Source organism: Phenylobacterium sp. (genome assembly GCF_044371015.1).
In the GTDB taxonomy this organism is placed as follows: Bacteria; Pseudomonadota; Alphaproteobacteria; order Caulobacterales; family Caulobacteraceae; genus Phenylobacterium.
Genome location: NZ_JBILUK010000026.1, coordinates 1 through 22,882, shown reverse-complemented (window position 1 = coordinate 22,882; position 22,882 = coordinate 1). Strand labels below are relative to the sequence as shown.

The window sequence follows — 22,882 nt, the reverse complement described above, 5'->3', positions numbered from 1 at the left end:
GCTGATGGGTGTTGTCGCCGCCGCGCTTCTGATTCCCTACGCCATCTCACGCGCGAGGCACGAGGAGATCGCCGCCCAGCTCCGCGCCAAGCGCGCGCTCGACGTGGCCGAAGGGCGGAGTTCGTAGCGGCTTCACCTCAGAAGAGGCCGTGCGCCCTCAGCGCCGGGCCAAGCGCGGCCGGATCGGTGAAGTGGTGGACGTGAAAGCCCAGCGCCCGCGCACCGGCGACATTGGCGGCGCTGTCGTCGACGAACATCATCTCCTCAGGCGCCAGGCCGAACCGTTCGCAGGCCAGTTGGTAGATCGCGGGCTCGGGCTTCATCACGCCCTCCAGCCCTGAGGCCACCACCGCCTGCAGCCGCCCGAACGCCGGGCTCAACGCCATGGTGCCGGCCAGCGTCTCATGGCTGATGTTGGAGAGGCCGAACTGCGGGACGCCCGCCGCGTGCGCGGCCTCAATGGCGGCCTCGGTCTCCGGGATCGGGCCGGAGAACATTTCCCACCATCGGGTCCGCCAGGCCGTGATCGCCTCGGCGTGCTCGGGGTAGCGGGCGATCCGCTCGGCGCAGTTCTCGGTGAAGGTGCGGCCCCGATCGGTGGCGGCGTGCCAATCGAGCGGACAGACGCGTGCCAGGAACGCCTCGCGCTCGAGGGGGTCCGGAAAGATCTTTTTGTAGAGGGTCGCCGGGCTCCAGCGGACGATGACGTTGCCGAAGTCCCAGACGATGGCGAGGGGGCGGATCAGCCCTGCTTGGCCTTGAAGCGCGGGTTGGTCTTGTTGATCACGTAGACCCGGCCCTTGCGGCGCACGAGCTTGCAGTCGCGGTGACGCGTCTTGAGCGACTTGAGCGAGCTTCTGACCTTCATCGGACCAAATCTTCTTGCAACAACCGAAACCCCGGCGGCCTTTCGGCGGCGGGAGCGGGCATCTACCGGCGCCGACCGCCCAAGTCAACCGCATGCGGCGGATTCAGGGCTTGGGCGCAGAGCCAGAGCGTCCTAAATCCAGCGGCTTGAACGCTGAGACCCCATACGCCGAGCAGAGCCTCGCCCGCCAGGCCAACGATCTGGCGCGCGACCTGATGCGCGCTGACCCGCGCATCTACTGGCTGGACCTGGCCGTCACCGCCTCGTTGACCTGGGCGGCCTTCGCGGTGGCGGTGACCGCTCAGAGCTTCGGCTTGACCTTGGCGGCGGGCGCCGTGGCGGTGCTGGCGCTCTATCGCGGCATCAGCTTCATCCACGAACTGACCCATCTGAAGCGCGAGGATGCGCCGGGCTTCCACCTGGGCTGGAACCTGCTGATCGGCGTGCCGTGGCTGACGCCTTCGCTGCTCTACGAGGGCGTCCACATCCTGCACCACGCCAAGGACCGCTACGGCACTGCGCGCGATCCTGAGTACCATCCGCTGGCCCGCCGGCCGCTGTGGGAACTCGCGGTGTTCCTCGGCGTCGCGCTGCTGGCGCCGGTGGCGACCACGTTCCGGTTCGCGGTGCTGGCGCCGCTGGGTTTCCTGATCCCGCCGTTGCGCCGCCTGGTGACGGCGCGGGCCTCGGGCATGGTGATCAACCCGGGCTTCGCGCGGGAGGATCTCGAACGCGCGGAAACGCCGGCCTGGCTGGCCCAGGAAATCGGCGCCTGGGCCTGGAGTTGGACGGTGCTAGGTCTCTGGGTCGGGGGCGTCCTTCCGACCCGCGTCATGCTTACCGCCGCCGTGATCTTCGCCCTGATGACATTCGTGAACCAGCTCCGCACGGCGGTGGCGCACTACTGGGAGAACGACGGCTCTCAGATGGCCCCGCTCGACCAGTTTCGCGATACGGTCAACGTGCCGCCGCCGGCGCTGATGCCGTTCCTCTGGGCGCCGGTCGGGCTCCGCTACCACGCCCTGCATCACCTGATGCCGCGCCTGCCCTATCACAATCTCGGTCTGGCCCATCGGCGGCTGGTCGCGGCGCTGCCCGCGACCCACGTCTATCGCGAAGTGGAACAGCGCGAACTGATCCCGGCGCTGGGCCGGCTGATCGGCCGGATGCGGGCCGCGCGGTAAGCTTCAGGCGCCCTCGGCCGCCAGTTTCTCGATCCGGGCGGCGGCCGCGTCGAGCGCGCCGACGGCCCGGGCCTCGATCCGGCCTTTCTCACTCTCCAGGCGGAGGACCTCGGCGTTCAGCGCCGCCAAACGCGACCGGGCGTCATGAAGCTCATCGGCGAGCAACAGCGCGCCCATCAGGAACAGCCGAGTGTCTCCGAGCTGGCCCAGGTCCTGGCTCACCTGCCGCACCTGATGGTCGAACAGGCGCGCGATCTCCATGAGGTGCGCCTCCTGGCCGTCTTCGCAGCCGACGGCGTAGGGACGGCCGTTCACCTCGACATTGATCTGGGCCATGTCAGGCCTCCTGTCCGTTCAGCGCTGTGCGGATCTCGCGGATCGCCCGGCCCAGAGCCTCCGACGCCTGCGCCCCGGCCTCTTCCAGTTCGCGCTCGCGGGCGCGAGAGGCGTCCAGTTCGCTCGCCAGCTTGGCCCGGTCCTGGTCGAAAAGACCGCCTGCGGCGTCACCGGCCGCCTTGAGGCGCAGCGTCAACCGCTGCTCCAGCACATGCAGCGCGCTTTCCAGCCGCCGGGCCGCGATCTCCAGGGACGTCTCGCCGTTCATGCGAACCTCCGCGCTTCGTTCCTGTCTATAGCCCGAGACTGTGAGTCTGGGGAAATGCAGTGGCGGTTTCTTGACCCTTTCGCGCGCGCATGCGAGGCCGCGCGCCATCCCCGCCACGCCGAGTCCGACCTTAGCCCATGCCCGCGCCCCTGAAGACCATGGCCGACGCCATCCGCGTTTTGTCCATGGACGCCGTCCACGCCGCTCGCTCCGGCCACCAGGGGATGCCCATGGGCATGGCCGATGTGGCGACAGTGCTGTTCAACGGCGTGCTCAAGTACGACGCCGCGCGGCCCGACTGGCATGACCGCGACCGCTTCGTGCTCTCGGCCGGTCACGGCTCGATGCTGATCTACGCCCTTCTGCACCTGACCGGGGTGAAGGCGGTGACCATGGAGCAGATCCGAAACTTCCGGCAGCTGGGCTCCAACACCGCCGGTCATCCGGAGTACGGACACACACCGGGCGTCGAGACCACCACGGGTCCGCTTGGCCAGGGGCTGGCGACGGCGGTCGGCATGGCCATGGCCGAGCGCCATCTGGCGTCGCGGTTTGGCGAAGCGCTGGTGGATCACCGCACCTGGGTGATCGCCGGCGACGGCTGCCTGATGGAGGGCGTCAGCCATGAGGCGATCAGCCTTGCCGGGCGGTTCAAGCTGTCGCGCCTGACCGTGCTGTTCGACGACAACAACACCACCATCGACGGGGTCGCCACGATCGCTGAGACAGGCGACCAGGTCGCCCGCTTCAAGGCCGCCGGCTGGGCGGTCAAGGCCATCGACGGCCACGATCACAAGGCCATCAAGGCGGCGCTCAAGTGGGCGATGCGGCAGGACCGGCCCAGCATGATCGCCTGCCGCACCCTGATTTCCAAGGGCGCGGGTCCCAAGGAGGGCGATCCCCACAGTCACGGCTACACCCTGTTCGACAAGGAAATCGCCGAGGCGCGGGCGGCCATGGGCTGGACCGCAGAGCCGTTCACGGTGCCGGAAGAGGTGCTGAAGCCCTGGCGCAAGGCGGGCCGCAAGGGCGCCAAGGCGCGTAAGGCCTGGGAGGCCAGGCTGGCCAGTTCGAACCAGGGTCCCGAATTCCGCCGCGCCATGGCCGGCGACCTGCCGCAGGGCGCCTTCGAGGCGCTGGACGCCCACATCGCGGCGGCGACGACCAATCCCCCCGCCGCGGCGACCCGCCAGCATTCCGGGGCGGCGCTCGAACGGCTGGTCCCGGCGATCCCCGAGATGATCGGCGGTTCGGCCGACCTGACCGGCTCAAACAACACCATCGTCAAGGGCATGGGCGCCTTCGATGCGCCCGACTATGCGGGGCGCTACGTCCACTACGGCGTGCGCGAGTTCGGCATGGCGGCGGCCATGAACGGCATGGCGCTGCACGGCGGCGTGATTCCTTATTCCGGCACTTTCCTCGCCTTCGCGGACTATTCCCGGCCGGCGATCCGGCTGGGCGCGCTGATGGGCGCGCGGGTGATCCACGTGATGACCCACGACTCCATCGGCCTCGGCGAAGACGGGCCGACGCACCAACCGGTCGAGCATCTGGCGAGCCTTCGGGCCATGCCCAACCTCAATGTCTTCCGCCCGGCCGACGCGGTGGAGACCGCCGAATGCTGGAAGCTGGCGCTGGGCGCGCGGGCCACGCCCTCGGTGATGGCGCTCTCGCGACAGAAGGTGACGCCCGTGCGGACCCGGGCCGTGGAGGGCAATCCCTGCGCCGAGGGCGCTTATGAGCTGGTCGCCGCCTCGTCCGAGGCCAAGGTCAGCCTGTTCGCCTCGGGCTCCGAAGTCGGGATCGCGGTCAGGGCGGCGGAAATGCTGGAGGCCGAGGGCGTCCCGACCCGCGTGGTGTCGGTCCCCTGCTTCGAGTTGTTCGAGACTCTGAAGCCTGCCGACCAGGCCAGGGTGATCGGCAAGGCGCCCGTGCGAGTCGCGGTCGAAGCGGCCGTCCGCCAGGGCTGGGACCGCTTCATCGGGTCCGACGGCGGCTTTGTCGGCATGACCGGCTTCGGCGCCAGCGCGCCCGACACGGTGCTCTACAAGCATTTCGGAATCACGGCCGAGGCCGTGGTCGCGGCCGCCAGGGCGAGGCTCTGAGGCCCATGCGCCTCGGCACGCCGAATTCGCCCACCGCCGTCCGGGTGATGCTGCTGGGCTCGGGCGAGCTCGGCAAGGAAGTGGTGATCGAGCTGCAGCGGCTGGGCTGCGAGGTGATCGCCGTGGATCGCTACGCCGGCGCGCCGGCCATGCAGGTGGCGCACCGCAGCCACGTCATCGCCATGACCGACGCCAAGGCTCTCCGGGCGCTGGTTGAGGCAGAGCGGCCGCATCTGATCGTGCCTGAGATCGAGGCCATCGCCACCGATGAGTTGGCGCGCATCGAGGCTGATGGGTTGGCCACCGTGATCCCGACCGCCCGCGCCGCCCAGCTGACCATGAACCGAGAAGGCATCCGCCGGCTGGCGGCGGAGGAACTCAGCCTGCCGACCAGCGCCTACGCCTTCGCCTCATCCGAATCCCAGCTCGCCACGGCGGCCCGCGACGTGACCGGGTTCCCCTGCTTCGTGAAGCCGGTGATGAGTTCGTCCGGAAAGGGTCAGTCGTTCGTCGAGACGCCAGATGGGATCGCGGCGGCCTGGAACTATGCGCTGGAGGGCGGCCGGGTCGAACAGGCCAGGGTGATCGTCGAGGGGCGCGTCGAGTTCGACTATGAGATCACCCAATTGACCGTGCGCGCCCTGCGCGACGGCGCGGTCGAGACCCTGTTCTGCGCCCCCATCGGTCATCGGCAGGTGAAGGGCGACTATGTGGAAAGCTGGCAACCGCAGGCCATGTCCGAGCGCGCCCTGGCGCGCACGCGCGAAATCGCCGCCAAAGTGACCGATGCGCTGGGCGGTCTGGGCCTGTTCGGCGTCGAGCTGTTCGTGAAGGGCGACGAGGTCTGGTTCTCGGAGGTTTCGCCCCGCCCGCACGACACGGGCCTGGTGACCCTCGCCACCCAGCAGCATAGCGAGTTCGCGTTGCACGCCCGCGCCATCCTGGGCCTGCCGGTCGACGTTGTGCTGCGCGAACCGGGCGCGAGCGCTGTCATCTATGGCGGGCTGGAGGCCCGGGGCGTCGCCTTCGAGGGCGTGGCCGAGGCGCTCGCGGTCCCGGGCGCGGACCTGCGGCTGTTCGGCAAGCCGGAGAGCTTCGAGCGTCGCCGCATGGGCGTCGCCCTGGCCCGGGGCGAGACCGTCGAAGAAGCCCGCGTGCGTGCGCGTGAAGCCGCCGGGCGGGTCAGGCCGGTAGCGGGTTAGCTCGCTACGCTTCGACCGTCGGCTTCGGCTCAGGCGCGTCTTTCGGTGTGACGAAGCGGGCCAGCTTGGGCTTGAGCCACAGTTCGAAGTCATCGACGAACTCGTAGACCACCGGCACCAGCACCAGCGACAGCACCGTCGAGGTGATCAGGCCGCCGATCACCGCAACCGCCATGGGCTGGCGGAACTCCGACCCCGTATCCAGCGCAAAGGCGGTCGGCAGCATGCCGGCGGCCATGGCGAAGGTGGTCATGACAATGGGTCGGGCCCGCTCGCGGCAGGCCTCGATCAGCGCGTCGTGCTGACTCATGCCTTCTCGCTCGCGTTCGATCGCGTACTCGACCAGCAGGATCGAGTTCTTCGCCGCCAGACCCAGAAGCATCAGGAATCCGATCAGCGAGGGGATTGAGAGCGAGAGGTTGAACGCCAGCAGTCCCAGGAAGGCGCCGCCCACCGCGGTCGGCAGGGCCGAGAGGATCACGATCGGCTTGAAGAAGCTGCGGAACAGCAAGACCAGCACCGCATAGATCATCGACACGCCGGTGAAGATCGCCATGCCGAAGCCGCCGAACAACTGCGCCATGGCCTCCGCCGTTCCGATAGAGGCCCGCTCCACGCCTTCCGGCAGGTTCTTCATGATCGGCAGGTTGTTGACCGCCTGTTGGGCCTGGCCGAGCTGGTAGCCGCCGTTGAGCTCGGCCTGGATGGTGATCCGCCGTTGACGGTTCAGCCGGTCGATCCGGGCCGGGCCCGCCTGGAAGGTGATGTCCGCGACACTATCCAGGGTCGTGGTCTTGCCGCTCGAGGTCATGACGCGCAGCGCCTTGAGCTGCGCCAGGTCGGTGCGGGCCGTCTCAGGCAGGCGGACGCGTATGGGAATGCGCCGCTCACCCTCGTTGAACTTGGCGACATTGGCGTCGATGTCGCCGGCCGTGGCGATGCGCACCACCGCGGCGATGGCGTCTGACGAGACGCCCAGCCGCGCGGCCTCGTCGGGCTTAGGCCGGATGACGATCTCCGGCCCGCTCGGCGGGGTGGACTGCTTGGGATCGGCGACCTCGACCAGCGTCCGCATCTGGCGTTCGAGCGCCAGGGCGGCGGCTTCCAGGTTGGCCGTATTGGTGCCGGTCAGGATCTGCTGGTAGCCGGCGCCGCCTTCGAAATCGAGGAAGCCCAGGCGTACGTCGGGGATCTTGCGCAGTTCCTCGCGCAGGCGATCCTTGATCTCGTTGCCGCTGGCCTCGCGTTCCTTGTCCAGCAGGACGGTCACCGTGCCGCGCCGCAGATCGCCGCCGCCGCCGGCGCCCGATCCCGGACCGAAGCTCGAAACGGTCGAACCGATCTGGATGAACACGCCTTCGACCTCAGGCTGGGCGCTGAACAGCGCGGTAATTCGCGCCGCCGAGGTCTCCATGTCGTCGGCCGTGGCGCCCGGCGGGCCCTGAATGTCGACATAGAGGTAGTCGGGGTCGCCCGCCGGCTGGAACCCGGCCGGCAGCAGCGGCACCAGGGCCAGCGAGCCGATGAACAGGATGCCGCCGATGATCGCCGAGACGATCCGGTGGGCCAGCGCCCACTCCAGCACGTTGCGATAAAACCCTTCGAAGGGTTTGCGCGGCTTGGCGTGGGCGTTGGCCTTCAGGAAGTAGGCCGCCATGGGCGGCGTCACGAGGCGGGCCACCACCAGGGAAAACAGCACCGCCACCGAAACGGTCAGGCCGAACTCCTTGAAGAACTGGCCCGGGATGCCCGGCATGAACGACACCGGCGTGAACACCACCACGATCGCCATGGTGGTGGCGACGACCGCCAGACCGATGGCGTCGGCGCCGATCATGGCCGCCTTGTAGGGTCGCTCGCCCTGGGCCACACGCTTCTCGATGTTCTCGATTTCGACGATGGCGTCGTCGACCAGAATGCCGATCACCAGGGTGAGCGCCATCAGCGTCACCATGTTGAGCGAGAACCCGGCCAGATTCATGACCAGGAAGGTCGGGATCAGCGAAATCGGCATGGCCACCGCGGTGATCGCCGTCGCCCGCCAGTCGCGCAGGAACACGAGCACCACGATCGCCGCCAGAAGCATGCCTTCCAGCAGCACGGTCTGGGTGGCGCGGAAGCTGGCCCGGGTCTCGGTGACCGAGGAAAAGACCGTCGAGAACTTGACGCCCGGATAGGCTTTTTCGAGCTTGGCCATGCCTTCGAACACCGCGTCCTCGGTGTCGACATCGCTGGCCTGCTTGGTCTTGGAGACCTGGAAGCCCACCACCGGGCGGCCGTCCAGCCGGGCGAAGCCCCGCACGTCGGAGGCCCCGTCTCCCACCTCAGCCACATCGGTCAGACGCACGAACCGGCCGTTGCCGGTGGGGATCATCAGGGCGCGCAGCTGCTCTACCGTGCGCACCGTGCCCATCACCCGCAAGGTCTGTTCACGCCCGCCCACCGAGACGCGGCCGCCAGGCGCATCCAGCTGGAAGCCGCGAAGGGCGTTGTTGATCTGGGCGGCGGTCAGGCCGCGCGCCGCCATCCGCTCAGGGTCGACCAGCACGTTGATCTCACGCGCCACGCCGCCCACGCGACTGACTTGAGCGACTCCCTCCACGGCCTGCAGGCTGCGGGCGATCGTGTCGTCGACAAACCACGAAAGCTCTTCGTCGCTCATGGCCGGGGCGGAAACCGCCACCGTCATGATCGGGGCGACGTCGTCGACCTCGATCTGATTGACCTGTGGTTCGTCGATGTCGCGCGGCAACTGGGCGCGCGCCTGGGTGACCTTGGACCGGATCTCGTCGGTCTTCTTCTGCAGGTTTTCGCCGAGCTCGAACTGGATCGACGTCGTCGAAACCCCCTGGGTCACCACCGACTGGATGCTCTGGATCCCCGTGACCCCGGCGACGGCGTCCTCGATTGGGCGGGTGATCTGGGTTTCCATCTCGCCGGGCGCGGCGCCGGCCTGGGTGACCGTCACCGCGATCAGCGGGAACTGGATGTTGGGGTACATCTTCACCGGCAGGCGGCCGTAGGCGATCAGACCGGCCAGCACGAGGCCGATGAACAGCACCGCGACCGGGATCGGGTTGCGGATCGACCAGGCGGAGATCGCGAAGCTGCGGGTCGGCTCGCTCATTTCGCGGCCTTGGGACTGGGTTGGGCGGCCGGCGCGACGTCGGACGGCCGCACCAGGTCGCCCTCAAGGAACAGCGCGCCGGCATTGGCCACAACGCGGGAGCCGAGCGGCGGGCCCTTGGTGATCTGCACGAGGCCGCCGCCGCGCGATCCGGTCTGAACGGCCACACGTTTCACGCGATTGTCGGCGCCGACAACCATTACCGCCGCGCCGTCGGCGTCATAGCGCACCGCCGTTTCCGGCACGGCGGGAACCTGCGCGGCGAGATCACCGAACACCGCCCGGCCGAAGCCGCCGACGCGGACATCCGGGCGCACCGGGAGCGTGATCCTGGCCTCGCCGAGCTTGGTCTGGGTGTCCACCAACGGGCTCACCAGCCGCACGCGGCCAGTGACCACGGCGCCGCCGGGTAGGGTGACGCTGGCCGCCTGGCCGGGCTTGACGCGGGCCAGATCATCCTCGGCCAGATCGGCGGAAAGCTCCACCTGGCCGTCGCGGGCGAGGCGGAACCAGGGCTGGCCGCCGGCCGCCATGTCGCCGGGGCGCACCGTCTTTTCCAGCACCAGGCCCGAGACCGGGGCGGTCACGGAAAGTTTGCTCCGCTGGATCGTCAGGGCGCGCAGGTTGGCCGCCGCCGCCTGGGCCTGGAACCGCCGCTGAGCGATCTGTTCGTCGCTTAGCACCCCACGTCCGTCGAGCTCGCCGACCCGACGGGCCTGGTCCTCGGCCTGGGCCGCCTGGGCGCGCGCCTGAGCGATCTGGGCGTCGAGCAGAGCGGGCTCCAGCATCACCAGCGGCTGTCCGGCGCGCACGGAGTCGCCGACGTCCGCCAGCACGCGGATCACCCGATATCCGGTAACCTCCGGCAGCACAGCCGCCTCTTCGCGCGCCACCAGATCGCCGGAGGCGGTGAGCGAGCCCTGGATCGGCTTGGCCTCCAGACGCACGACGGTCACCGCGCGCGCCCGCTGGGCTTCGGTCTGGGCCTCGGGCGGCTTTCGGCAGGCCCCCAACGTCAGGGCGGCGGCCACGGGGATCAAAAGCAGTACGGACTTCATGACGCGTCTCATCTTGCGGCATAGGCCTGGGCCGGCCATCCGCCGCCCAGCGCCTTCATGGCCTGCACCGAACGGCGCAGGGCCTGGACCTGCGCGGCGGTGAGCTGAGCGCGCACGGCGCGCCAGGCCTGTTCAGCCGAGAGGGTGGTGGAAAGATCGGTCAGCCCGCGCGCATAGCGGGTCTTGGCGGCCTCATAGGCGCGCTGCGCCCGGGCTTCGCCGTCGGTCAGGAGCGCCACGCGGCGGCGGTCGGCCTCCAGGCCAACCAGCGCGCCTTCGGCTTCCTGGAAGGCGGTCAGGATGGTCCGCTCATAGGCGGTCACAGCCTGTTCGGTGCGGGCGTTCTGGACTTTGAGCTGGGCCAGCAGTCTGGGAATCGACAGGATCGGCTGGCTGATCGAGCCGCCGATCGACCAGTTCTGGGTCTCGGACGTGAAGCCCGGTTGCTCGGTCCGCGACCAGCCGAAGCCCGGACTCAGGACCAGGCTTGGGAAGAACTCCAGCGCCGCGAGCCGCTGCTGGCCGACCGCCGAGCGGATGCCGGCCTCGGCCTGGCGGACGTCCGGACGTCGCTGCAGCAGGTCGGATGGAAGGCTGGCCGGCGCCGGCGGCGCGGCGCCAACCTGCGGAGCGGCGTTCAGGTTGGCCGTCGGCTCCACCGCGCGTCCGGTGAGGATCAGGACGGCGCGCAACTGGGCCTGAAGCTGGGCTTCCAGGCCTTCGACCTGGGCGCGGGACTGCGCGAGGTCGCCCGCCACCCGATCGGTGTCGCTGGCGGCGGCCAGCCCTTCGGCCACCCGCCGCTCGGCCAGCGCGAGCAGTTCGCCCTGGATGCGCGCGGTCTCGCGGGCGTCGGCCAGCTGGATCGACAATCCGCGCGCCTGGAACGAGGCGTCGGCCGTCGCGGCGGCGATCTGGGCGCGGGTGGCTTCATAGGCGAAGCGGACCCGGTCGATCTCGGCCCGCGCCGCGCCGAGCGCGATGGCGCCCCGGGCCAGGGAATCCAGCTCCCAGCTGACGTTGAATGCGCCCGACGCCTGCTCAGCCACCCCGCTGGTGGAGAAACCGGGAATGTTGAACTGGGTGCCGGACAGCTGCTCGGTGTCCGTCCTGCGGCCGCTCAGCACCGCGTCGCCGCGCGGCGCGTACTGCAGGACGGTTGCTGCGCCCTGGGATCGGATCTCTTCGAGTCGGGCGCGGGCGGTGCGAACGTCCGGATTTCGCGCCAGCGCCTGCTCCACCAGCGCCGTCAGCTCCGGATCGTCATAGGCCGTCCACCAGGTGTCCAACGCCAGGGCGCCAGCCGGGGCTGGATCACGGGTCTCAAAGGCGGTGGGCAGGGTCGTATCGGCGGCGCGCGGCGTCGCGCACGCGCCAAGCGTCACCGCGCCAAGCATCAGCACGGCCAGGACCCTCGGTACAGATAGCGTGTCGCGCATTCTCTGACGTCGTCTTCGGCTCGGCCGGAAGGCCCTGGTGGTTCAATACGGGCGCATGGCGCCTGGGTTTCGCGCACCTTCTCGCGTCGCCGTCCCCTGAGGCCTCTTCGGACCTTCCGGGGGGCTGTGCCTCAAACTCCGTATGTTGTAAAGTGTTATCCAGCGTGTAGGGTCTGGGCGAGATGGAAAAATCTTTCACCGGCGTCGGCGACCCCGGACGGGGTCTCGATCTCCTCTGGGGTCGACAGGAACCCGGGCGTCGCGGTCCCAAGCAACGGTTCTCCACCGAGGCGGTCGTGCAGGCCGCGATAACGCTCGCTGACGAGGTCGGCGTCGACGGCCTCTCCATGCGCAAGGTGGCCGAGGCGGTCGGCGTCTCGCCGATGTCGCTCTATACCTACGTACCCTCCAAGGCCGAGTTGATCGACCTCATGTTCGACCGGGTGCTGGCCGAGGCGCCAGATCCCGACCCCTCGATGAGCGGCTGGCGCGAGCGGCTGGCCTATATCGCCTGGATGCGCTGGCGGCTCACCGAACGCCACCCTTGGCTGCTCGATATCGCCATGCGCCGCCCGCCGATCGGCCCCAACGTGCTGCGCAAGGTCGAGATCATGATCGACGCTCTGGCCGGCATGGGGCTGGAGCCGGCTGAGATCGCACTCACCGCGGAAGCCTTGCAGCACTACATCACCGGCGCGTTGCAGGCCGCCCGGGAAGACCGAGAGCTCGAGCGCGCCAGCGGTCGGACAGAAGAGGAGTGGATGGCGCAGGCGGAGGCCGCATTCGCCGAACATCCGGAGGCGGTCGGTCCCGGCAGCCGAGAGCGGATCGACGTGGTCCGCCGTAAGATTTTCCCGCTGCACGTGGATGTGGCCGACCGGTTCGCCTTCGGTCTCGAGCGGCTGCTGGATGGCGTAGAGGCGCATATCGCCGTCCGCCGCGGAGGCGCCTGATCGGGCCGCGGACTGGCCGGTCGCTCCGTCTCCGGATAGGCTGGCCGACCTTTCCCCGAAACCCGTGACACCATGCGCGCCGTTCTCTTCGCCGCCCTCTTGGCCGTCTACTCCGGCGCGGCGACCGCCGCCGAGATCGATGGACGCCGCGTCCTGGCCGACGTTCAGGAGCTTTCCTCCGACGCTTATCTGGGGCGCGGGCCCGCCAGTGAGGGCGAGGATAAGATCGTGGCCCTCCTGATCGAGCGGATGACGTCAGCGGGCCTCAAGCCCGGCGGGGATCTTTCGCCGAGCGGCGAACGCGCCTGGACCCAGGATGTCCCGCTGGCGCGCTTCAGGACGGACGGCCCGGTCGCTGTTGCGGTGAGGATGGCCGACAAGGTCCAGGACTGGGTCCAGGGCGAACAGATCGCCATCCGCGCCGCCCAGACCGGCCAGGATCGCGTCACCATCAAGGACGCGCCGGTGGTCTTCGTCGGCTATGGCGTCAGGGCCCCCGAGCGTGGCTGGGACGACTTCAAGGGCGTGGACCTCAAGGGCAAGGTCGCTCTGGTCCTCATCAATGATCCTGACCTTGAAGGCGGCGAAGGCGACTTCGGCGGCCGGGCCATGACCTACTACGGCCGCTGGACCTACAAGTTCGAGGAGGCCGCCCGGCAAGGCGCGGTCGGGTTCCTGGTGATCCACGAAACCGAGCCCGCTTCCTATGGCTGGCCGACGGTCAGGAACTCCAATGTCGACGATATCTTCGACGTGGTTCGGCCGGACCCCGCTGCGGCCCACGCGCCCCTCGAGGGCTGGATCCAGCGCGACGCGGCGCACGCCATGCTGCGCGCCGCCGGACTCGACCTTGATCGGCTCAAGGCACAGGCCCGCACCCGGGCGTTCCGTCCCGTCGAGCTCTCCGGCGTGGCCTTCTCGGCCGACTACGGCGTCAAGGTTCACAAGGTCGTCTCGCGGAACGTCGTCGGCGTACTCGAGGGCGCCAGGCGGCCGGAGGAACGGGTGATCTACACGTCCCATTGGGATCACCTGGGCGTGGGCGTACCTGACGCCAACGGCGACCGGATCTATAACGGCGCCCGCGACAACGCCTCCGGCGTCGCCCTGTTGATCGAGCTTGGCCGCGCCTTCGCCCGGGGTAAGCGGCCGGATCGCAGCGTGGTGTTCCTGGCCGTCACCGCCGAGGAAAAGGGGCTGCTGGGCTCGACCTACTATGTCGAAACGCCGCTCTATCCGCTCGAAACGACGGTCGGCGTCCTCAACATGGACAGCGTCGGTGTCGGTTGGCTGGCGCGCGATTTCTCCACCTCGGGCAATGCGGCGCTCACCTTGCAGGATGACCTGATCGCGGTGGGCGCCAGAGCCGGACGCCGCTACAGCCCTGACGCATCGCCGGAGGCGGGCCTGTTCTTCCGTTCGGACCATTTCCCCTTCGCCAAGGCCGGCGTCCCGGCCATCTCGTTCACAGGCGGGCAGGATCTGATCGAGGGCGGTCGCGACGCCGGCGCCGCCCGGCAGATCGCCTACAACACCATGCGCTACCATCAGCCGGCCGACGAGTTCGACGCCGCCTGGGATCCGCGCGTCGCCGAGGCCGATGGGGCTCTGCTGCTGGAACTCGGCCGCAAGCTCGCCAACAGCACGGCGTGGCCGGAGTGGAAGCCCGGCTCGGAGTTCAAGGCCGCCCGGGACGCCTCCGCTGCAGCGCGGCGCTGATCCGCGGTCGGACCCGGGCCCGACGGGCTTGACTTGATGTTCTTGTTATGTGCCAATTTGGGTCGTGAGCGACGGCGCCGACATCCAGGCTCAGAAGGCCCTGCTCTCCGGTATGGCGGAGATGGCCGGCGACATGGCCAAGGACTGCCATGCGCGCTTCAAGGCGGCCGGGTCGGACAACGAGGCCAAGGACAAGGCCATCGCGGCGTTCGATATCTGTGGACGGAATGTCCGACTCTCAATCCTGGCTGAGGTCAGGTTGTTCACCGCCGTCAGCACGGCGGTCTTCAAGTCTGTCGCAAACGATCAGCGCGGCCCACGTGTCCGCTCCCAGGCGGACCGGGACCGTGATCGTTACCTAGACCGGGAACGCGAGTCCGACCGAGACCGCGAACGCGATGGCTTCCCTATGACCGCGATGGGCCGCGCCGAGGCGCTGGAGAAGGCCATAGCCCGGAACCCCGACCTCGACCCCGACGGCCGCTACTCAGCCCAGATCATCGACATCAAGGCCCGGCTGAATGGCGAGATGCCCCCGCCGCCGGAGCCCGATCCGGCTCCGACGTTGCAGTACGCCCCGGCCAACCGCGCCGAGCGACGACGGCTGGAACGAAGACTGAGGCGGGCGTCGGGCTGAAGCCCCAACGCCCCACCAACACCGTCATCCCCCGGCCTTGTGCGGGGGACCCATGCCTCCGCCGCAAGGGAGACCGCGATCTCGCGCCGCGCCTCGGCTGCGAGGGTCGGCGCGCGCAACCACGATGGATCCCCCCGGACAAGCCCGGGGGATGACGGGCCATGAGGGCGTTGGGGTTCGCACCACCTTCCGTGCGTTCCGTGGTTCCAAAGCGCACCCTCATCCGAAACCCCGCCTCGCCAGGAGGCCTGCGACCCATGCCTTCCGCTTGACCGACCCGGCGTCAGGGGCCTCCTCTAACCTCAAACACCCTCCGGAGGCCCACCGTGACCGATCTTTCCTCGAACGACCTGATGTTCCGTCCCGGCCTGATGAAGGGCCAGCGCATCCTGATCACCGGCGGCGGGACCGGTCTGGGCAAGGTGATGGCGGAGGCCTGCGTGTTGCTGGGCGCCGACGTCACAATCTGGGGACGTCGGGGCGGCGTTGTCGTGGACGCAGCCAAGGAGATCACCGATGCGCACGGCGGTGTGGCGGGCGGGTCCTGCACCGGCATGGCCTGCGACATCCGGGTCCCCGAGGCCATCCACGACGCCATGGACGAGGTCTGGTCCGGCGGGGCGCTCACCGGCCTGGTCAACAACGCGGCGGGCAACTTCATCAGCCGAACCGAAGATCTCTCGCCGCGCGGCTTCGAGGCGATCTCCAACATCGTCTTCAAGGGCTCGTTCTATGTGACGCTTGACGCGGGCAAGCGCTGGCTCGCCGAGGGCAAGCACGGTTCGGTGGTCTCGATCCTCACCACCTGGGTCTGGCACGGGGGCCCGTTCACCGTGCCGTCAGCCATGTCCAAGGCCGGCCTCAACGTCATGACCCAGTCGTTGGCCGTTGAGTGGGGTGGCCGCGGCGTGCGCTTCAACGCCATCGCACCCGGCCCGTTCCCGACCGAAGGCGCCTGGGCCCGGCTTAATCCCGGCGCCGGCGTCGGTGCGGATGGGAAGAAGCCGGATCCGACCATCCCGCTCGGCCGCAACGGTGAGATGCGTGAACTGGCCAATCTGGCCGTCTATCTGCTGGATCCGGGCTCGGCCTATGTGAACGGCCAGACCATCGCCATCGACGGTGGCGGCCACCTGCAGGGCGGCGGCGGGTTCGCCCGGCTCTCGGCCTGGGGCGATGCGGAGTGGGAGGCGGCGCGCAACGCGATCAAGTCCACCAATGAGGCGGACCGCGCGAAACGTACCGTATGATGTAACGCGGGCTTGCATCGAGACTCGCAACCCCCGATCATGACGCACGTCATCTTCGGGGGGAGCGGACCGGTCACATGTCTTCGGCTTCAGTTGTGTATCTGCCGTCCGGTAAGCGCGAGCAGACCAAGGTTCAGAACCGCCAGTCGATCCTCGACGCCGCGCGCGAGGTGTTCGGCGAGCTCGGCTACGAGCAGGCCACGGTGCGCGACATCATCCGGCGCACCGGGCTCGCCGCCGGCACCTTCTATAACTACTACCGTTCCAAAGAAGAGGTGTTTGCGGCCCTGGCCGACGACGGGGCGCGGCGGTTCGCGCCCATCCTGAAGTCGCTGCGCGGCCGCGGCGAATTCGAAGGCTTCGTCCGCGAGGCCATCGTCGCCTACTTCACCTTCATGGCCGACGAGCATGCCGCCTGGGTAGCGCTGCGCCCGGCCGGAGAGCCCAACCTTACAGTCCAGGGTGAAACCCCGGAAATGGCGGCGGTGTTCGGCGAGGTGAAGGGGGCCATCGAAGACGCCATAGCGCGGGGCCATGGTCCCGCCGTGGACGCAGAGTTCCTCGCCGCCGCCTGTATCGGCGTCGCCCGGGAGGTTTGTGACAAGATGCTGATGCGCCGGCCCGTAGACATCAACAAAGCCGCCGATTTCGCGGTCGCCATGATCCTGAACGGTATCCAGGGTCTGCACGAAGGCGCCCTCTGATGCGGGCCCTGGTGGTGGAACGGCTGGCTGCCGACTATGCCGGCTGCGTCGTCAAGGATGTGCCTGCGCCCGATCCAGGTCCCGGCGAGGTGCGGGTGCGGGTGCGCGCCGCCGCCGTCAACTTCCCCGACCTGATGCAGACGCGCGGCGAGCATCAGCACAAGCCGCCGGTCCCCTTCATCGGCGGCATGGAGATGGCCGGTGAGGTGGATGCGATCGGTGAGGGCGTCACCGGATTCGCGCTCGGCGACGCGGTCTGTTCCGGCGGACGCGGTGTGTTCGCGGAGTATGTGGTGCTGCCGGCCGCGATCCTGCGTCACAAACCCAAGGGCCTGAGTTTCAGCCAGGCGGCGGGCTACCCCGTGGCCTATCTGACGGCCTATGTGGCGCTCAGCCGCGCCATCGAGGCCCAGGCCGGCGAGTGGGTTCTCGTGCACGGCGCTTCGGGCGGCGTCGGCCTCGCGGCCGTGGACTATGCCCAGCATCTTGGCTGCAAGGTGATCGCCGCCTCGGCCTCCGACGCCAAGTTGAAGATCATTGCCGATGAGTATGCGCCCGACGCCGTCGTCAACGTCAGCGGCGGTTTCCGCGAACGGGTCAAGGAGATCACCGGCGGGCGCGGCGCGGACGTCATCTATGATCCGGTCGGCGGCGATGTCTTCGACGAGTCGATCCGCTGCATCGCCTTTGGCGGCCGGATCCTCTCCATCGGATTCACGTCCGGGCGGTTGCCGACGCTTCCGGTGAACATCGCGCTGATTAAAGGCTTCTCCGTGCACGGCGTGCGGGCCGGCGAGTATGGCCGTCAGTTCCCCGAGAAGGGCGCCGAGAACAACGCCGCCATCTGGCGCCTGGCCGAAGAAGGTCACATGCGCCCACGGGTCCACGCCGAGTTCCCGCTCGACGGCTGGCGCGAGGCTTACGAGACGCTCGCCCAGCGCAGCGTGGTCGGAAAAACCATCATCCGTCCGGATCTTTGAGGGCGTCTGAAAGACCGCGTTAACCGCATCACTCGACGGTTCGGCCAGGAGTCTGTCCCGTGGCCGCCATTGCGCTCCCCAAACTGAAGCTGCCGGCCTTGAAGCGTCCGGCGTTGCGTGTCCCGGCGCTGCCGGGCCCGCGCGCGCTGCTGCGCCCGGCGGTGCTGGCGCCTGTGGGCGCGGCGCTGGCGCTGGGCGCGGCCGGCATGGTGTTGGCCAGCATGCTCGGCGGCGGCCATAGCCCTGCGCCGGGTGAAGTCCGCCTGGACCTCGCCGCGTCGCTCAAGACCGCACCACAAGCCTGGCGTGCCGGCCAGCGACCCCCCGCGGCGACACCGGCCAATCACCGCGTGCGGCTGATCCTCACCGAACGACCCTCCGCGCGGGCGGGCGTCGCCGCCGTGGGACCTGGCGCGACCCCGATCCAGATCATCACCGGCCTGTCGCTGGCCCAGGCGCCGATCGCCGGCCTCTACGCGCCGGGGCCCGGTGGGCCGCTGCCGATCATCGGGCCGGACGGGCGCACGCCGGCCGGCGCCTATGCGCGACCCTTCAAAGCCGACGGTCGACCCAAGGTGGCCATGGTGGTGGGCGGACTCGGCCTCAACGCCACCCTGACGCAACAGGCCATCGACACCCTGCCGCCTCAGATCACGCTGTCGTTCGTTGTCTATGCCGACAACCTGCAAGCCTGGATCGACTTGGCCCGCGCCAAGGGCCACGAAGTCATGATCGAGGCGCCGCTGGAGCCGCTCGACTATCCCGAGAACGACCCGGGCCCTTACACCCTTCTGGCTGGCAGCCAGCCGGCCGAGACAGCCAAACGGCTTGAGTGGATCCTCTCCCGCGCCGCCGGCTACTTCGGGGTGATCAACGCCGCGGGCGGGCGCTTCCTGGCTGAGCCCGCCGCCTTCGCCGCCTTCGCCGGATCGCTCAAGAACCGGGGCCTGGCGTTCATCGACACCGGCGAGGCCGGTCGACTGGGGGGCGGACTTCCCAGAGCCACCGCCGAGCGCACCATCGATACGAACCCCTCCGACTCCGCCATCAATCGCCAATTGCTGATGTTGGAAGCCGGAGCCTTGCAGAAGGGCCAGGCGCTGGGCGCCGCGCGGGCCTATCCCGTGACACTCTCCGCTGTGGCCCGCTGGGCGCGGGAGGTCGAGGCCAAGGGCTATCAGCTCGCCCCGGCCTCGGCGCTGACGCGCCCTCGATGACCCGGACGTGATGACCGACCTCTCGCTCTACCGGCCCAATGTGGGCGTGGTGCTTTTCAATACGCAGGGTCATGTCTGGCTGGGCAAGCGGGCCGGGACCGAGAGCGGCCACGCCTGGCAGTTCCCGCAGGGCGGGGTCGACGACGGCGAGGATCTGGAGGCGGCCGCCCGGAGAGAGCTGGCCGAGGAGACCGGCGCGGTGAGCGTCAGCTTCCTGGCCCGGACCGAGGGCTGGCTGACCTATGACTTCCCTGAACTGGTGCGTGAGGAACTGCGGCGCGGCTGGAAGGGCCAGAAGCAGGCTTGGTTCGCTTACCGCTTCCTGGGAACCGAGGACGAGTTTGACCTGGGCTCCCACCACACGCCCGAGTTCGATGCCTGGCGCTGGGCCCAGCTGGCCGAGGCGCCCGATCTGATCGTGCCCTTCAAGCGCCCGGTCTATTCCGAGGTCGCGCGAGCCTTCGCCGCCTTCGCGGCCTGATTCCTGCATCGCCAACCGGCGCTCGCCCGGTATGGTAGGGTCGGGGTTGAGAGAGGCCGGGGACTTCATGCCGACAGTGGTGATGACGCATGGCGCCTTTTGCGGCGGCTGGGCGTTCGACCTCTTCCGCGCGCCGTTCGAGGCGCGGGGCTGGACGGTGCTGGCGCCGGACCTGCCGGGCCACGGCGCTGCGGGCGGGGTCGCCGGGCTGTCCATGCGCGACTATGCCGGTGCGCTGGAACGTCTCTGCGCCGGCCTTCCAGAGCGGCCGGTGCTTCTGGGTCACTCGCTGGGCGGGCTCGTGTGCCAGCTCGCCGCTCGCCAGGTGAGGCCGCGCGCCCTGGTGATGCTGGCGCCCTCCGCCCCCTGGGGTGTCGCCGGCGCCTCAATCGAGGAGGCCGCGACCGCTTTCGGCGTCGCCTTCGCCGACCCATTCTGGAGCGGCGCGGTCACGCCCGACCGCGGCCTGATGCGCAGCCACAGCCTCGATCGCACGCCCAAGCCGCTCCGTGATGAGATCCTCGCCCGCCTCGCGCCCGAGAGCGGACGCGCCATCCGCGAGGTGCTCAACTGGTGGCTCGATCCGTTCATGACCACCAGCGTGGGGATCGGCGCCCTGCCGTGCCCGTCGTTGGCGATGGTCGGCGAACGCGACGTCGTGCACAGTCCCGCCACGGTCCGTCAGACCGCCGCCCGCGTCGGAGCCGCCTGCTACGTGCTGCCTGGCATGAGCCATTGGCTGATCGGCGAGGAGGGCTGGGAGCGCGTCGCTGACCAGGTTCTGGGCTGGCTCGAGACGGAAGCCCGGGTCGCGGCCTGATCAGGCTCGCCGTTTGGCCAATGCCCAGCGCGCCAGACCGATCAGCGCAATCAGCGCCCACGCCGTCTCCATCACCGTCGCGGACAGATTGAAGTCCTCGGTCACAAGTGACCAGAGGATCAAGAGTGCGCCCGTCAAGTTAAGCAGCAAGGCCTGCGGCCGCGTAGGATCAAGCCGCCCAAGCGCGCCGCCTGCATAGGCGACGAGGATAAGGGCGACGCCGACGAGGCCGCCGACGTCGGCCGGGCTCAAAGACCCGAGCTCATCAGAACGTGCGTTCCTGATACTGCATCGTCGCCAGGTCGTAGTTCTTGTTGACCTGGGTGTCGTCCGGGTTGCGCACGGTCGAGAAGTTCAGGCCGATGGAGCTGTTGGCCGTCAGGTACTCCCACGACCGCCGAACGCGCTTCAGGCCGTCCGGATCCTGCGGCTGGGTGTAGTTGGCGGTGGGGTCGAGCGGCGGACTGTGCACGAAGGCCCAGACGTTCAGCGCCTTGGCGATCTCTTCCTCCTGGCCCATGGCGAAACGCAGGTCGGCCATGCAAACGCCGCGGTTTGAACCCGGAGGATAGACGATGATCTGGTAGGCCCTGTTGCCGGTCCCGAGTGGCCGGCTCCAGTTCTGTTCACGCCGGTTCAGCCTGAAGCCTTGAGCCTTGGCGACGTCGTCGAGCTTCTCGCCGCGCACCACGGGCTTGCAGATGCGCTCCAGCACCTGGATGGCCTCGAAGCCCGGACCGGCGGTCGGCAGGGGCGGCGGCTCGGGGGCGACGGCCGGCGCAGCAGGCGCAGCAGGCGCAGCAGGCGCAGCAGGCGCAGCAGGCGCAGCAGGCGCGGCCTCGGCCGGCGCCGCCGGGGCGGGGTCCTGCGCCTGTGCGGCGCTGGAGAGGCCCGCGGCGAGGATCAGGCTGGAAAGGACGAGGCGCATGGAGGCTCCCTGAAGTTCGGCCGGAATGAAACTGAAACAAGGCGACGGTGGCAAGGCCTCTTGGCGCCGAAATCGCGGCGATTGTTCCCGCTGCCTAAGCGGCTTCCACTGCATGCTGGGCGAGGATCGTCAGCCCATCGGGCGTGACGTCCGCAAAGCCGCCGCGCACCTCATAGGTCGTGACCGACCCGTTATTGTGCACGCGGAGATGACCCTCCTTCAGCGTGGTCATGAACGGCGCATGGCCCGCCAGCACGCCGAAGTCTCCGTCCGAGCCGGGTGCGTCCACCTGGTCCACCAGGCCCGAGAATAGCTCCCGTTCAGGCGAGACCAGGGCAAAATTCAGCTTTTCGGCCATGGGCGCCTACGCTTCCGCGGCGAGGGCTTCGGCCTTGCGGACCGCGTCCTCGATGGTGCCGACGTTGTAGAAGGCCGGCTCGGGCAGGTGATCGTACTCGCCCTCCACCAAGGCCTTGAACGAGCGGATGGTGTCTTCCAGGCTGACCAGCACGCCGGGTGTGTTGGTGAACTGCTCGGCCACGTGGAACGGCTGGCTGAGGAAGCGCTGGATCTTCCGCGCACGGGCGACGATCAGCTTGTCCTCTTCGGACAGCTCATCCATGCCGAGGATGGCGATGATGTCCTTGAGTTGCTTGTAGGTCTGCAGGGTCTCCTGCACCCGGCGGGCGACCTGGTAGTGTTCTTCGCCGATCACCAGCGGGTCCATGATCCGGCTGGTGGAGTCCAGCGGGTCCACGGCCGGGAAAATGCCCTGAGCGGCGATGTCGCGGCTCAGCACGGTGGTGGCGTCAAGGTGGGCGAACGAGGCCGCCGGCGCCGGGTCGGTCAGGTCGTCGGCGGGCACGTAGATGGCCTGCACCGAAGTGATCGAGCCTTTGGAGGTGGAGGTGATCCGCTCCTGCAGGTTGCCCATCTCGGTGGCCAGCGTGGGCTGATAGCCCACGGCCGAGGGGATGCGGCCCAGCAGCGCCGACACTTCCGAGCCGGCCTGGGTGAAGCGGAAGATGTTGTCGATGAACAGCAGGACGTCCTTGCCCTCCTGGTCGCGGAAGTACTCCGCCTGGGCCAGGCCGGTCAGGGCGACGCGGGCGCGGGCGCCCGGAGGTTCGTTCATCTGGCCGTAGACCAGGGCGCACTTGGAGCCTTCGGTCGAGCCGTTGTTGGCGCGCGGGTCCACGTTCACGTTGGACTCGATCATCTCGTGATAGAGGTCATTACCCTCGCGGGTGCGCTCACCGACGCCGGCCAGAACCGAGTAACCGCCGTAGGCCTTGGCGATGTTGTTGATCAGCTCCTGCATGGTCACGGTCTTGCCCACGCCGGCGCCGCCGAAGAGGCCGATCTTGCCGCCCTTGGTGTAGGGGCAGAGCAGGTCGATGACCTTAATGCCGGTGACCAGCACCTCGGCCGAGGTGGACTGCTCGGCGAAAGAGGGCGCCTCCCGATGGATCGGTGAGGAGAACGCCGAGTTGATCGGACCGGCCTCGTCGATGGGATCGCCGATCACGTTCATGATGCGGCCAAGGCAGGCCGGGCCGACGGGCACGATGATCGCCTTACCGGTGTCGACCACCGGCTGGCC

Annotated in this window: 23 protein-coding genes; 12 read left to right on the top strand and 11 right to left on the bottom strand. The window is 68.9% G+C overall.

Features of this window, described 5'->3' with window-relative positions:
* Window positions 1-137 precede the first annotated feature (137 nt).
* Both ACIQ3R_RS04110 and ykgO read right to left on the bottom strand, forming a co-directional pair.
* On the bottom strand, window positions 138-728 hold the full coding sequence (locus ACIQ3R_RS04110) for an HAD family hydrolase (RefSeq protein ID WP_397415418.1): 591 nt from the start codon (window positions 726-728) through the stop codon (window positions 138-140).
* 14 nt (window positions 729-742) lie between these two features.
* Window positions 743-868, bottom strand: a complete 126-nt coding sequence (ykgO, locus tag ACIQ3R_RS04105; RefSeq protein WP_397415416.1) for a type B 50S ribosomal protein L36 — start codon at window positions 866-868, stop codon at window positions 743-745.
* A 146-nt stretch (window positions 869-1,014) separates the two neighbouring features.
* Here ykgO and ACIQ3R_RS04100 point away from each other — a divergent pair, with 146 nt between their 5' ends.
* Window positions 1,015-2,052, top strand: a complete 1,038-nt coding sequence (locus ACIQ3R_RS04100; RefSeq protein WP_397415414.1) for a fatty acid desaturase family protein — start codon at window positions 1,015-1,017, stop codon at window positions 2,050-2,052.
* A gap of 3 nt (window positions 2,053-2,055) precedes the next feature.
* Here the strand turns inward: ACIQ3R_RS04100 and ACIQ3R_RS04095 are convergent, their stop codons facing one another.
* Window positions 2,056-2,388 carry a cell division protein ZapA gene (locus tag ACIQ3R_RS04095; protein ID WP_397415412.1) on the bottom strand — a complete coding sequence of 111 codons (333 nt, stop codon included), beginning with the start codon at window positions 2,386-2,388 and terminating at the stop codon, window positions 2,056-2,058.
* 1 nt (window position 2,389) lies between these two features.
* Complete coding sequence (locus tag ACIQ3R_RS04090; RefSeq protein WP_397415410.1) at window positions 2,390-2,656, bottom strand: DUF4164 family protein; 267 nt, start codon at window positions 2,654-2,656, stop codon at window positions 2,390-2,392.
* Between the two features lie 137 nt (window positions 2,657-2,793).
* On the opposite strand from ACIQ3R_RS04090, the gene tkt reads away from it, so the two are divergent.
* Window positions 2,794-4,764 carry a transketolase gene (gene tkt, locus ACIQ3R_RS04085; protein ID WP_397415408.1) on the top strand — a complete coding sequence of 657 codons (1,971 nt, stop codon included), beginning with the start codon at window positions 2,794-2,796 and terminating at the stop codon, window positions 4,762-4,764.
* 5 nt (window positions 4,765-4,769) lie between these two features.
* Window positions 4,770-5,966 carry a formate-dependent phosphoribosylglycinamide formyltransferase gene (gene purT / locus ACIQ3R_RS04080; protein ID WP_397415406.1) on the top strand — a complete coding sequence of 399 codons (1,197 nt, stop codon included), beginning with the start codon at window positions 4,770-4,772 and terminating at the stop codon, window positions 5,964-5,966.
* A gap of 4 nt (window positions 5,967-5,970) precedes the next feature.
* Here purT and ACIQ3R_RS04075 read toward each other — a convergent pair whose 3' ends face one another.
* The 3 genes from ACIQ3R_RS04075 to ACIQ3R_RS04065 are packed head-to-tail and all read right to left on the bottom strand — an operon-like array spanning window position 5,971 to window position 11,590.
* Entirely contained in the window at window positions 5,971-9,093 is a 3,123-nt protein-coding gene (locus ACIQ3R_RS04075; RefSeq protein ID WP_397415404.1) for an efflux RND transporter permease subunit, read from the bottom strand.
* Entirely contained in the window at window positions 9,090-10,151 is a 1,062-nt protein-coding gene (locus ACIQ3R_RS04070) for an efflux RND transporter periplasmic adaptor subunit (protein WP_397415402.1), read from the bottom strand. Before ACIQ3R_RS04070 ends, ACIQ3R_RS04075 begins: the two co-directional genes overlap by 4 nt.
* An 8-nt stretch (window positions 10,152-10,159) precedes the next feature.
* Window positions 10,160-11,590, bottom strand: a complete 1,431-nt coding sequence (locus ACIQ3R_RS04065; protein WP_397415400.1) for an efflux transporter outer membrane subunit — start codon at window positions 11,588-11,590, stop codon at window positions 10,160-10,162.
* Window positions 11,591-11,772: 182 nt separating this feature from the next.
* Between ACIQ3R_RS04065 and ACIQ3R_RS04060 the strand changes: the two genes are divergently transcribed.
* The 9 genes from ACIQ3R_RS04060 to ACIQ3R_RS04020 all read left to right on the top strand — a co-directional run bounded on the left by ACIQ3R_RS04060 (window position 11,773) and on the right by ACIQ3R_RS04020 (window position 20,351).
* A complete protein-coding gene (locus ACIQ3R_RS04060; RefSeq protein WP_397415398.1) occupies window positions 11,773-12,543 on the top strand; it encodes a TetR/AcrR family transcriptional regulator in 771 nt (256 codons plus the stop codon).
* A 72-nt stretch (window positions 12,544-12,615) separates the two neighbouring features.
* A complete protein-coding gene (locus ACIQ3R_RS04055) occupies window positions 12,616-14,262 on the top strand; it encodes a M28 family metallopeptidase (RefSeq protein WP_397415396.1) in 1,647 nt (548 codons plus the stop codon).
* A 64-nt stretch (window positions 14,263-14,326) separates the two neighbouring features.
* The gene (locus ACIQ3R_RS04050) at window positions 14,327-14,899 is read left to right on the top strand and encodes a hypothetical protein (protein WP_397415394.1); all 573 of its coding nucleotides are present in this window, start codon (window positions 14,327-14,329) and stop codon (window positions 14,897-14,899) included.
* 326 nt (window positions 14,900-15,225) lie between these two features.
* Window positions 15,226-16,149 carry an SDR family oxidoreductase gene (locus ACIQ3R_RS04045; RefSeq protein WP_397415392.1) on the top strand — a complete coding sequence of 308 codons (924 nt, stop codon included), beginning with the start codon at window positions 15,226-15,228 and terminating at the stop codon, window positions 16,147-16,149.
* 77 nt (window positions 16,150-16,226) lie between these two features.
* Window positions 16,227-16,853 (top strand): TetR/AcrR family transcriptional regulator, encoded by a 627-nt coding sequence (locus ACIQ3R_RS04040; RefSeq protein WP_397415390.1) that lies wholly within the window; start codon window positions 16,227-16,229, stop codon window positions 16,851-16,853.
* Window positions 16,853-17,833, top strand: a complete 981-nt coding sequence (locus ACIQ3R_RS04035) for an NADPH:quinone oxidoreductase family protein (protein WP_397415387.1) — start codon at window positions 16,853-16,855, stop codon at window positions 17,831-17,833. The genes ACIQ3R_RS04040 and ACIQ3R_RS04035 overlap by 1 nt, the downstream gene beginning before the upstream one ends.
* Window positions 17,834-17,892: 59 nt before the next feature.
* Entirely contained in the window at window positions 17,893-19,050 is a 1,158-nt protein-coding gene (locus ACIQ3R_RS04030; protein ID WP_397415384.1) for a divergent polysaccharide deacetylase family protein, read from the top strand.
* Window positions 19,051-19,060: 10 nt separating this feature from the next.
* On the top strand, window positions 19,061-19,531 hold the full coding sequence (locus tag ACIQ3R_RS04025) for an RNA pyrophosphohydrolase (RefSeq protein WP_397415382.1): 471 nt from the start codon (window positions 19,061-19,063) through the stop codon (window positions 19,529-19,531).
* Between the two features lie 67 nt (window positions 19,532-19,598).
* A complete protein-coding gene (locus ACIQ3R_RS04020) occupies window positions 19,599-20,351 on the top strand; it encodes an alpha/beta hydrolase (RefSeq protein ID WP_397415380.1) in 753 nt (250 codons plus the stop codon).
* Here ACIQ3R_RS04020 and ACIQ3R_RS04015 read toward each other — a convergent pair whose 3' ends face one another.
* The 4 genes from ACIQ3R_RS04015 to atpD form a co-directional block, all read right to left on the bottom strand.
* Complete coding sequence (locus tag ACIQ3R_RS04015; protein WP_397415378.1) at window positions 20,352-20,603, bottom strand: hypothetical protein; 252 nt, start codon at window positions 20,601-20,603, stop codon at window positions 20,352-20,354.
* A 13-nt stretch (window positions 20,604-20,616) separates the two neighbouring features.
* Window positions 20,617-21,279, bottom strand: coding sequence for a hypothetical protein (locus tag ACIQ3R_RS04010; RefSeq protein ID WP_397415376.1), 663 nt, complete (start codon window positions 21,277-21,279; stop codon window positions 20,617-20,619).
* A gap of 94 nt (window positions 21,280-21,373) precedes the next feature.
* Window positions 21,374-21,637, bottom strand: a complete 264-nt coding sequence (locus ACIQ3R_RS04005) for an ATP synthase F1 subunit epsilon (RefSeq protein ID WP_397415374.1) — start codon at window positions 21,635-21,637, stop codon at window positions 21,374-21,376.
* A gap of 6 nt (window positions 21,638-21,643) precedes the next feature.
* Window positions 21,644-22,882 (bottom strand): F0F1 ATP synthase subunit beta (atpD, locus tag ACIQ3R_RS04000; protein ID WP_397415372.1); only part of this gene is annotated, 1,239 nt, incomplete at its 5' end.

Excerpts from the sequence above, each read along its gene's own strand:
- purT (WP_397415406.1), top strand. The coding sequence starts at position 4,770 with ATGCGCCTCGGCACGCCGAATTCGCCCACCGCCGTCCGGGTGATGCTG.
- ACIQ3R_RS04070 (WP_397415402.1), bottom strand. The coding sequence starts at position 10,151 with ATGAAGTCCGTACTGCTTTTGATCCCCGTGGCCGCCGCCCTGACGTTG.
- ACIQ3R_RS04090 (WP_397415410.1), bottom strand. The coding sequence starts at position 2,656 with ATGAACGGCGAGACGTCCCTGGAGATCGCGGCCCGGCGGCTGGAAAGC.
- ACIQ3R_RS04010 (WP_397415376.1), bottom strand. The coding sequence starts at position 21,279 with ATGCGCCTCGTCCTTTCCAGCCTGATCCTCGCCGCGGGCCTCTCCAGC.
- ACIQ3R_RS04020 (WP_397415380.1), top strand. The coding sequence starts at position 19,599 with ATGCCGACAGTGGTGATGACGCATGGCGCCTTTTGCGGCGGCTGGGCG.
- ykgO (WP_397415416.1), bottom strand. The coding sequence starts at position 868 with ATGAAGGTCAGAAGCTCGCTCAAGTCGCTCAAGACGCGTCACCGCGAC.
- ACIQ3R_RS04065 (WP_397415400.1), bottom strand. The coding sequence starts at position 11,590 with ATGCGCGACACGCTATCTGTACCGAGGGTCCTGGCCGTGCTGATGCTT.
- ACIQ3R_RS04040 (WP_397415390.1), top strand. The coding sequence starts at position 16,227 with ATGTCTTCGGCTTCAGTTGTGTATCTGCCGTCCGGTAAGCGCGAGCAG.
- ACIQ3R_RS04025 (WP_397415382.1), top strand. The coding sequence starts at position 19,061 with ATGACCGACCTCTCGCTCTACCGGCCCAATGTGGGCGTGGTGCTTTTC.
- ACIQ3R_RS04060 (WP_397415398.1), top strand. The coding sequence starts at position 11,773 with ATGGAAAAATCTTTCACCGGCGTCGGCGACCCCGGACGGGGTCTCGAT.
- ACIQ3R_RS04005 (WP_397415374.1), bottom strand. The coding sequence starts at position 21,637 with ATGGCCGAAAAGCTGAATTTTGCCCTGGTCTCGCCTGAACGGGAGCTA.
- ACIQ3R_RS04095 (WP_397415412.1), bottom strand. The coding sequence starts at position 2,388 with ATGGCCCAGATCAATGTCGAGGTGAACGGCCGTCCCTACGCCGTCGGC.
- tkt (WP_397415408.1), top strand. The coding sequence starts at position 2,794 with ATGCCCGCGCCCCTGAAGACCATGGCCGACGCCATCCGCGTTTTGTCC.
- ACIQ3R_RS04035 (WP_397415387.1), top strand. The coding sequence starts at position 16,853 with ATGCGGGCCCTGGTGGTGGAACGGCTGGCTGCCGACTATGCCGGCTGC.
- ACIQ3R_RS04055 (WP_397415396.1), top strand. The coding sequence starts at position 12,616 with ATGCGCGCCGTTCTCTTCGCCGCCCTCTTGGCCGTCTACTCCGGCGCG.
- ACIQ3R_RS04075 (WP_397415404.1), bottom strand. The coding sequence starts at position 9,093 with ATGAGCGAGCCGACCCGCAGCTTCGCGATCTCCGCCTGGTCGATCCGC.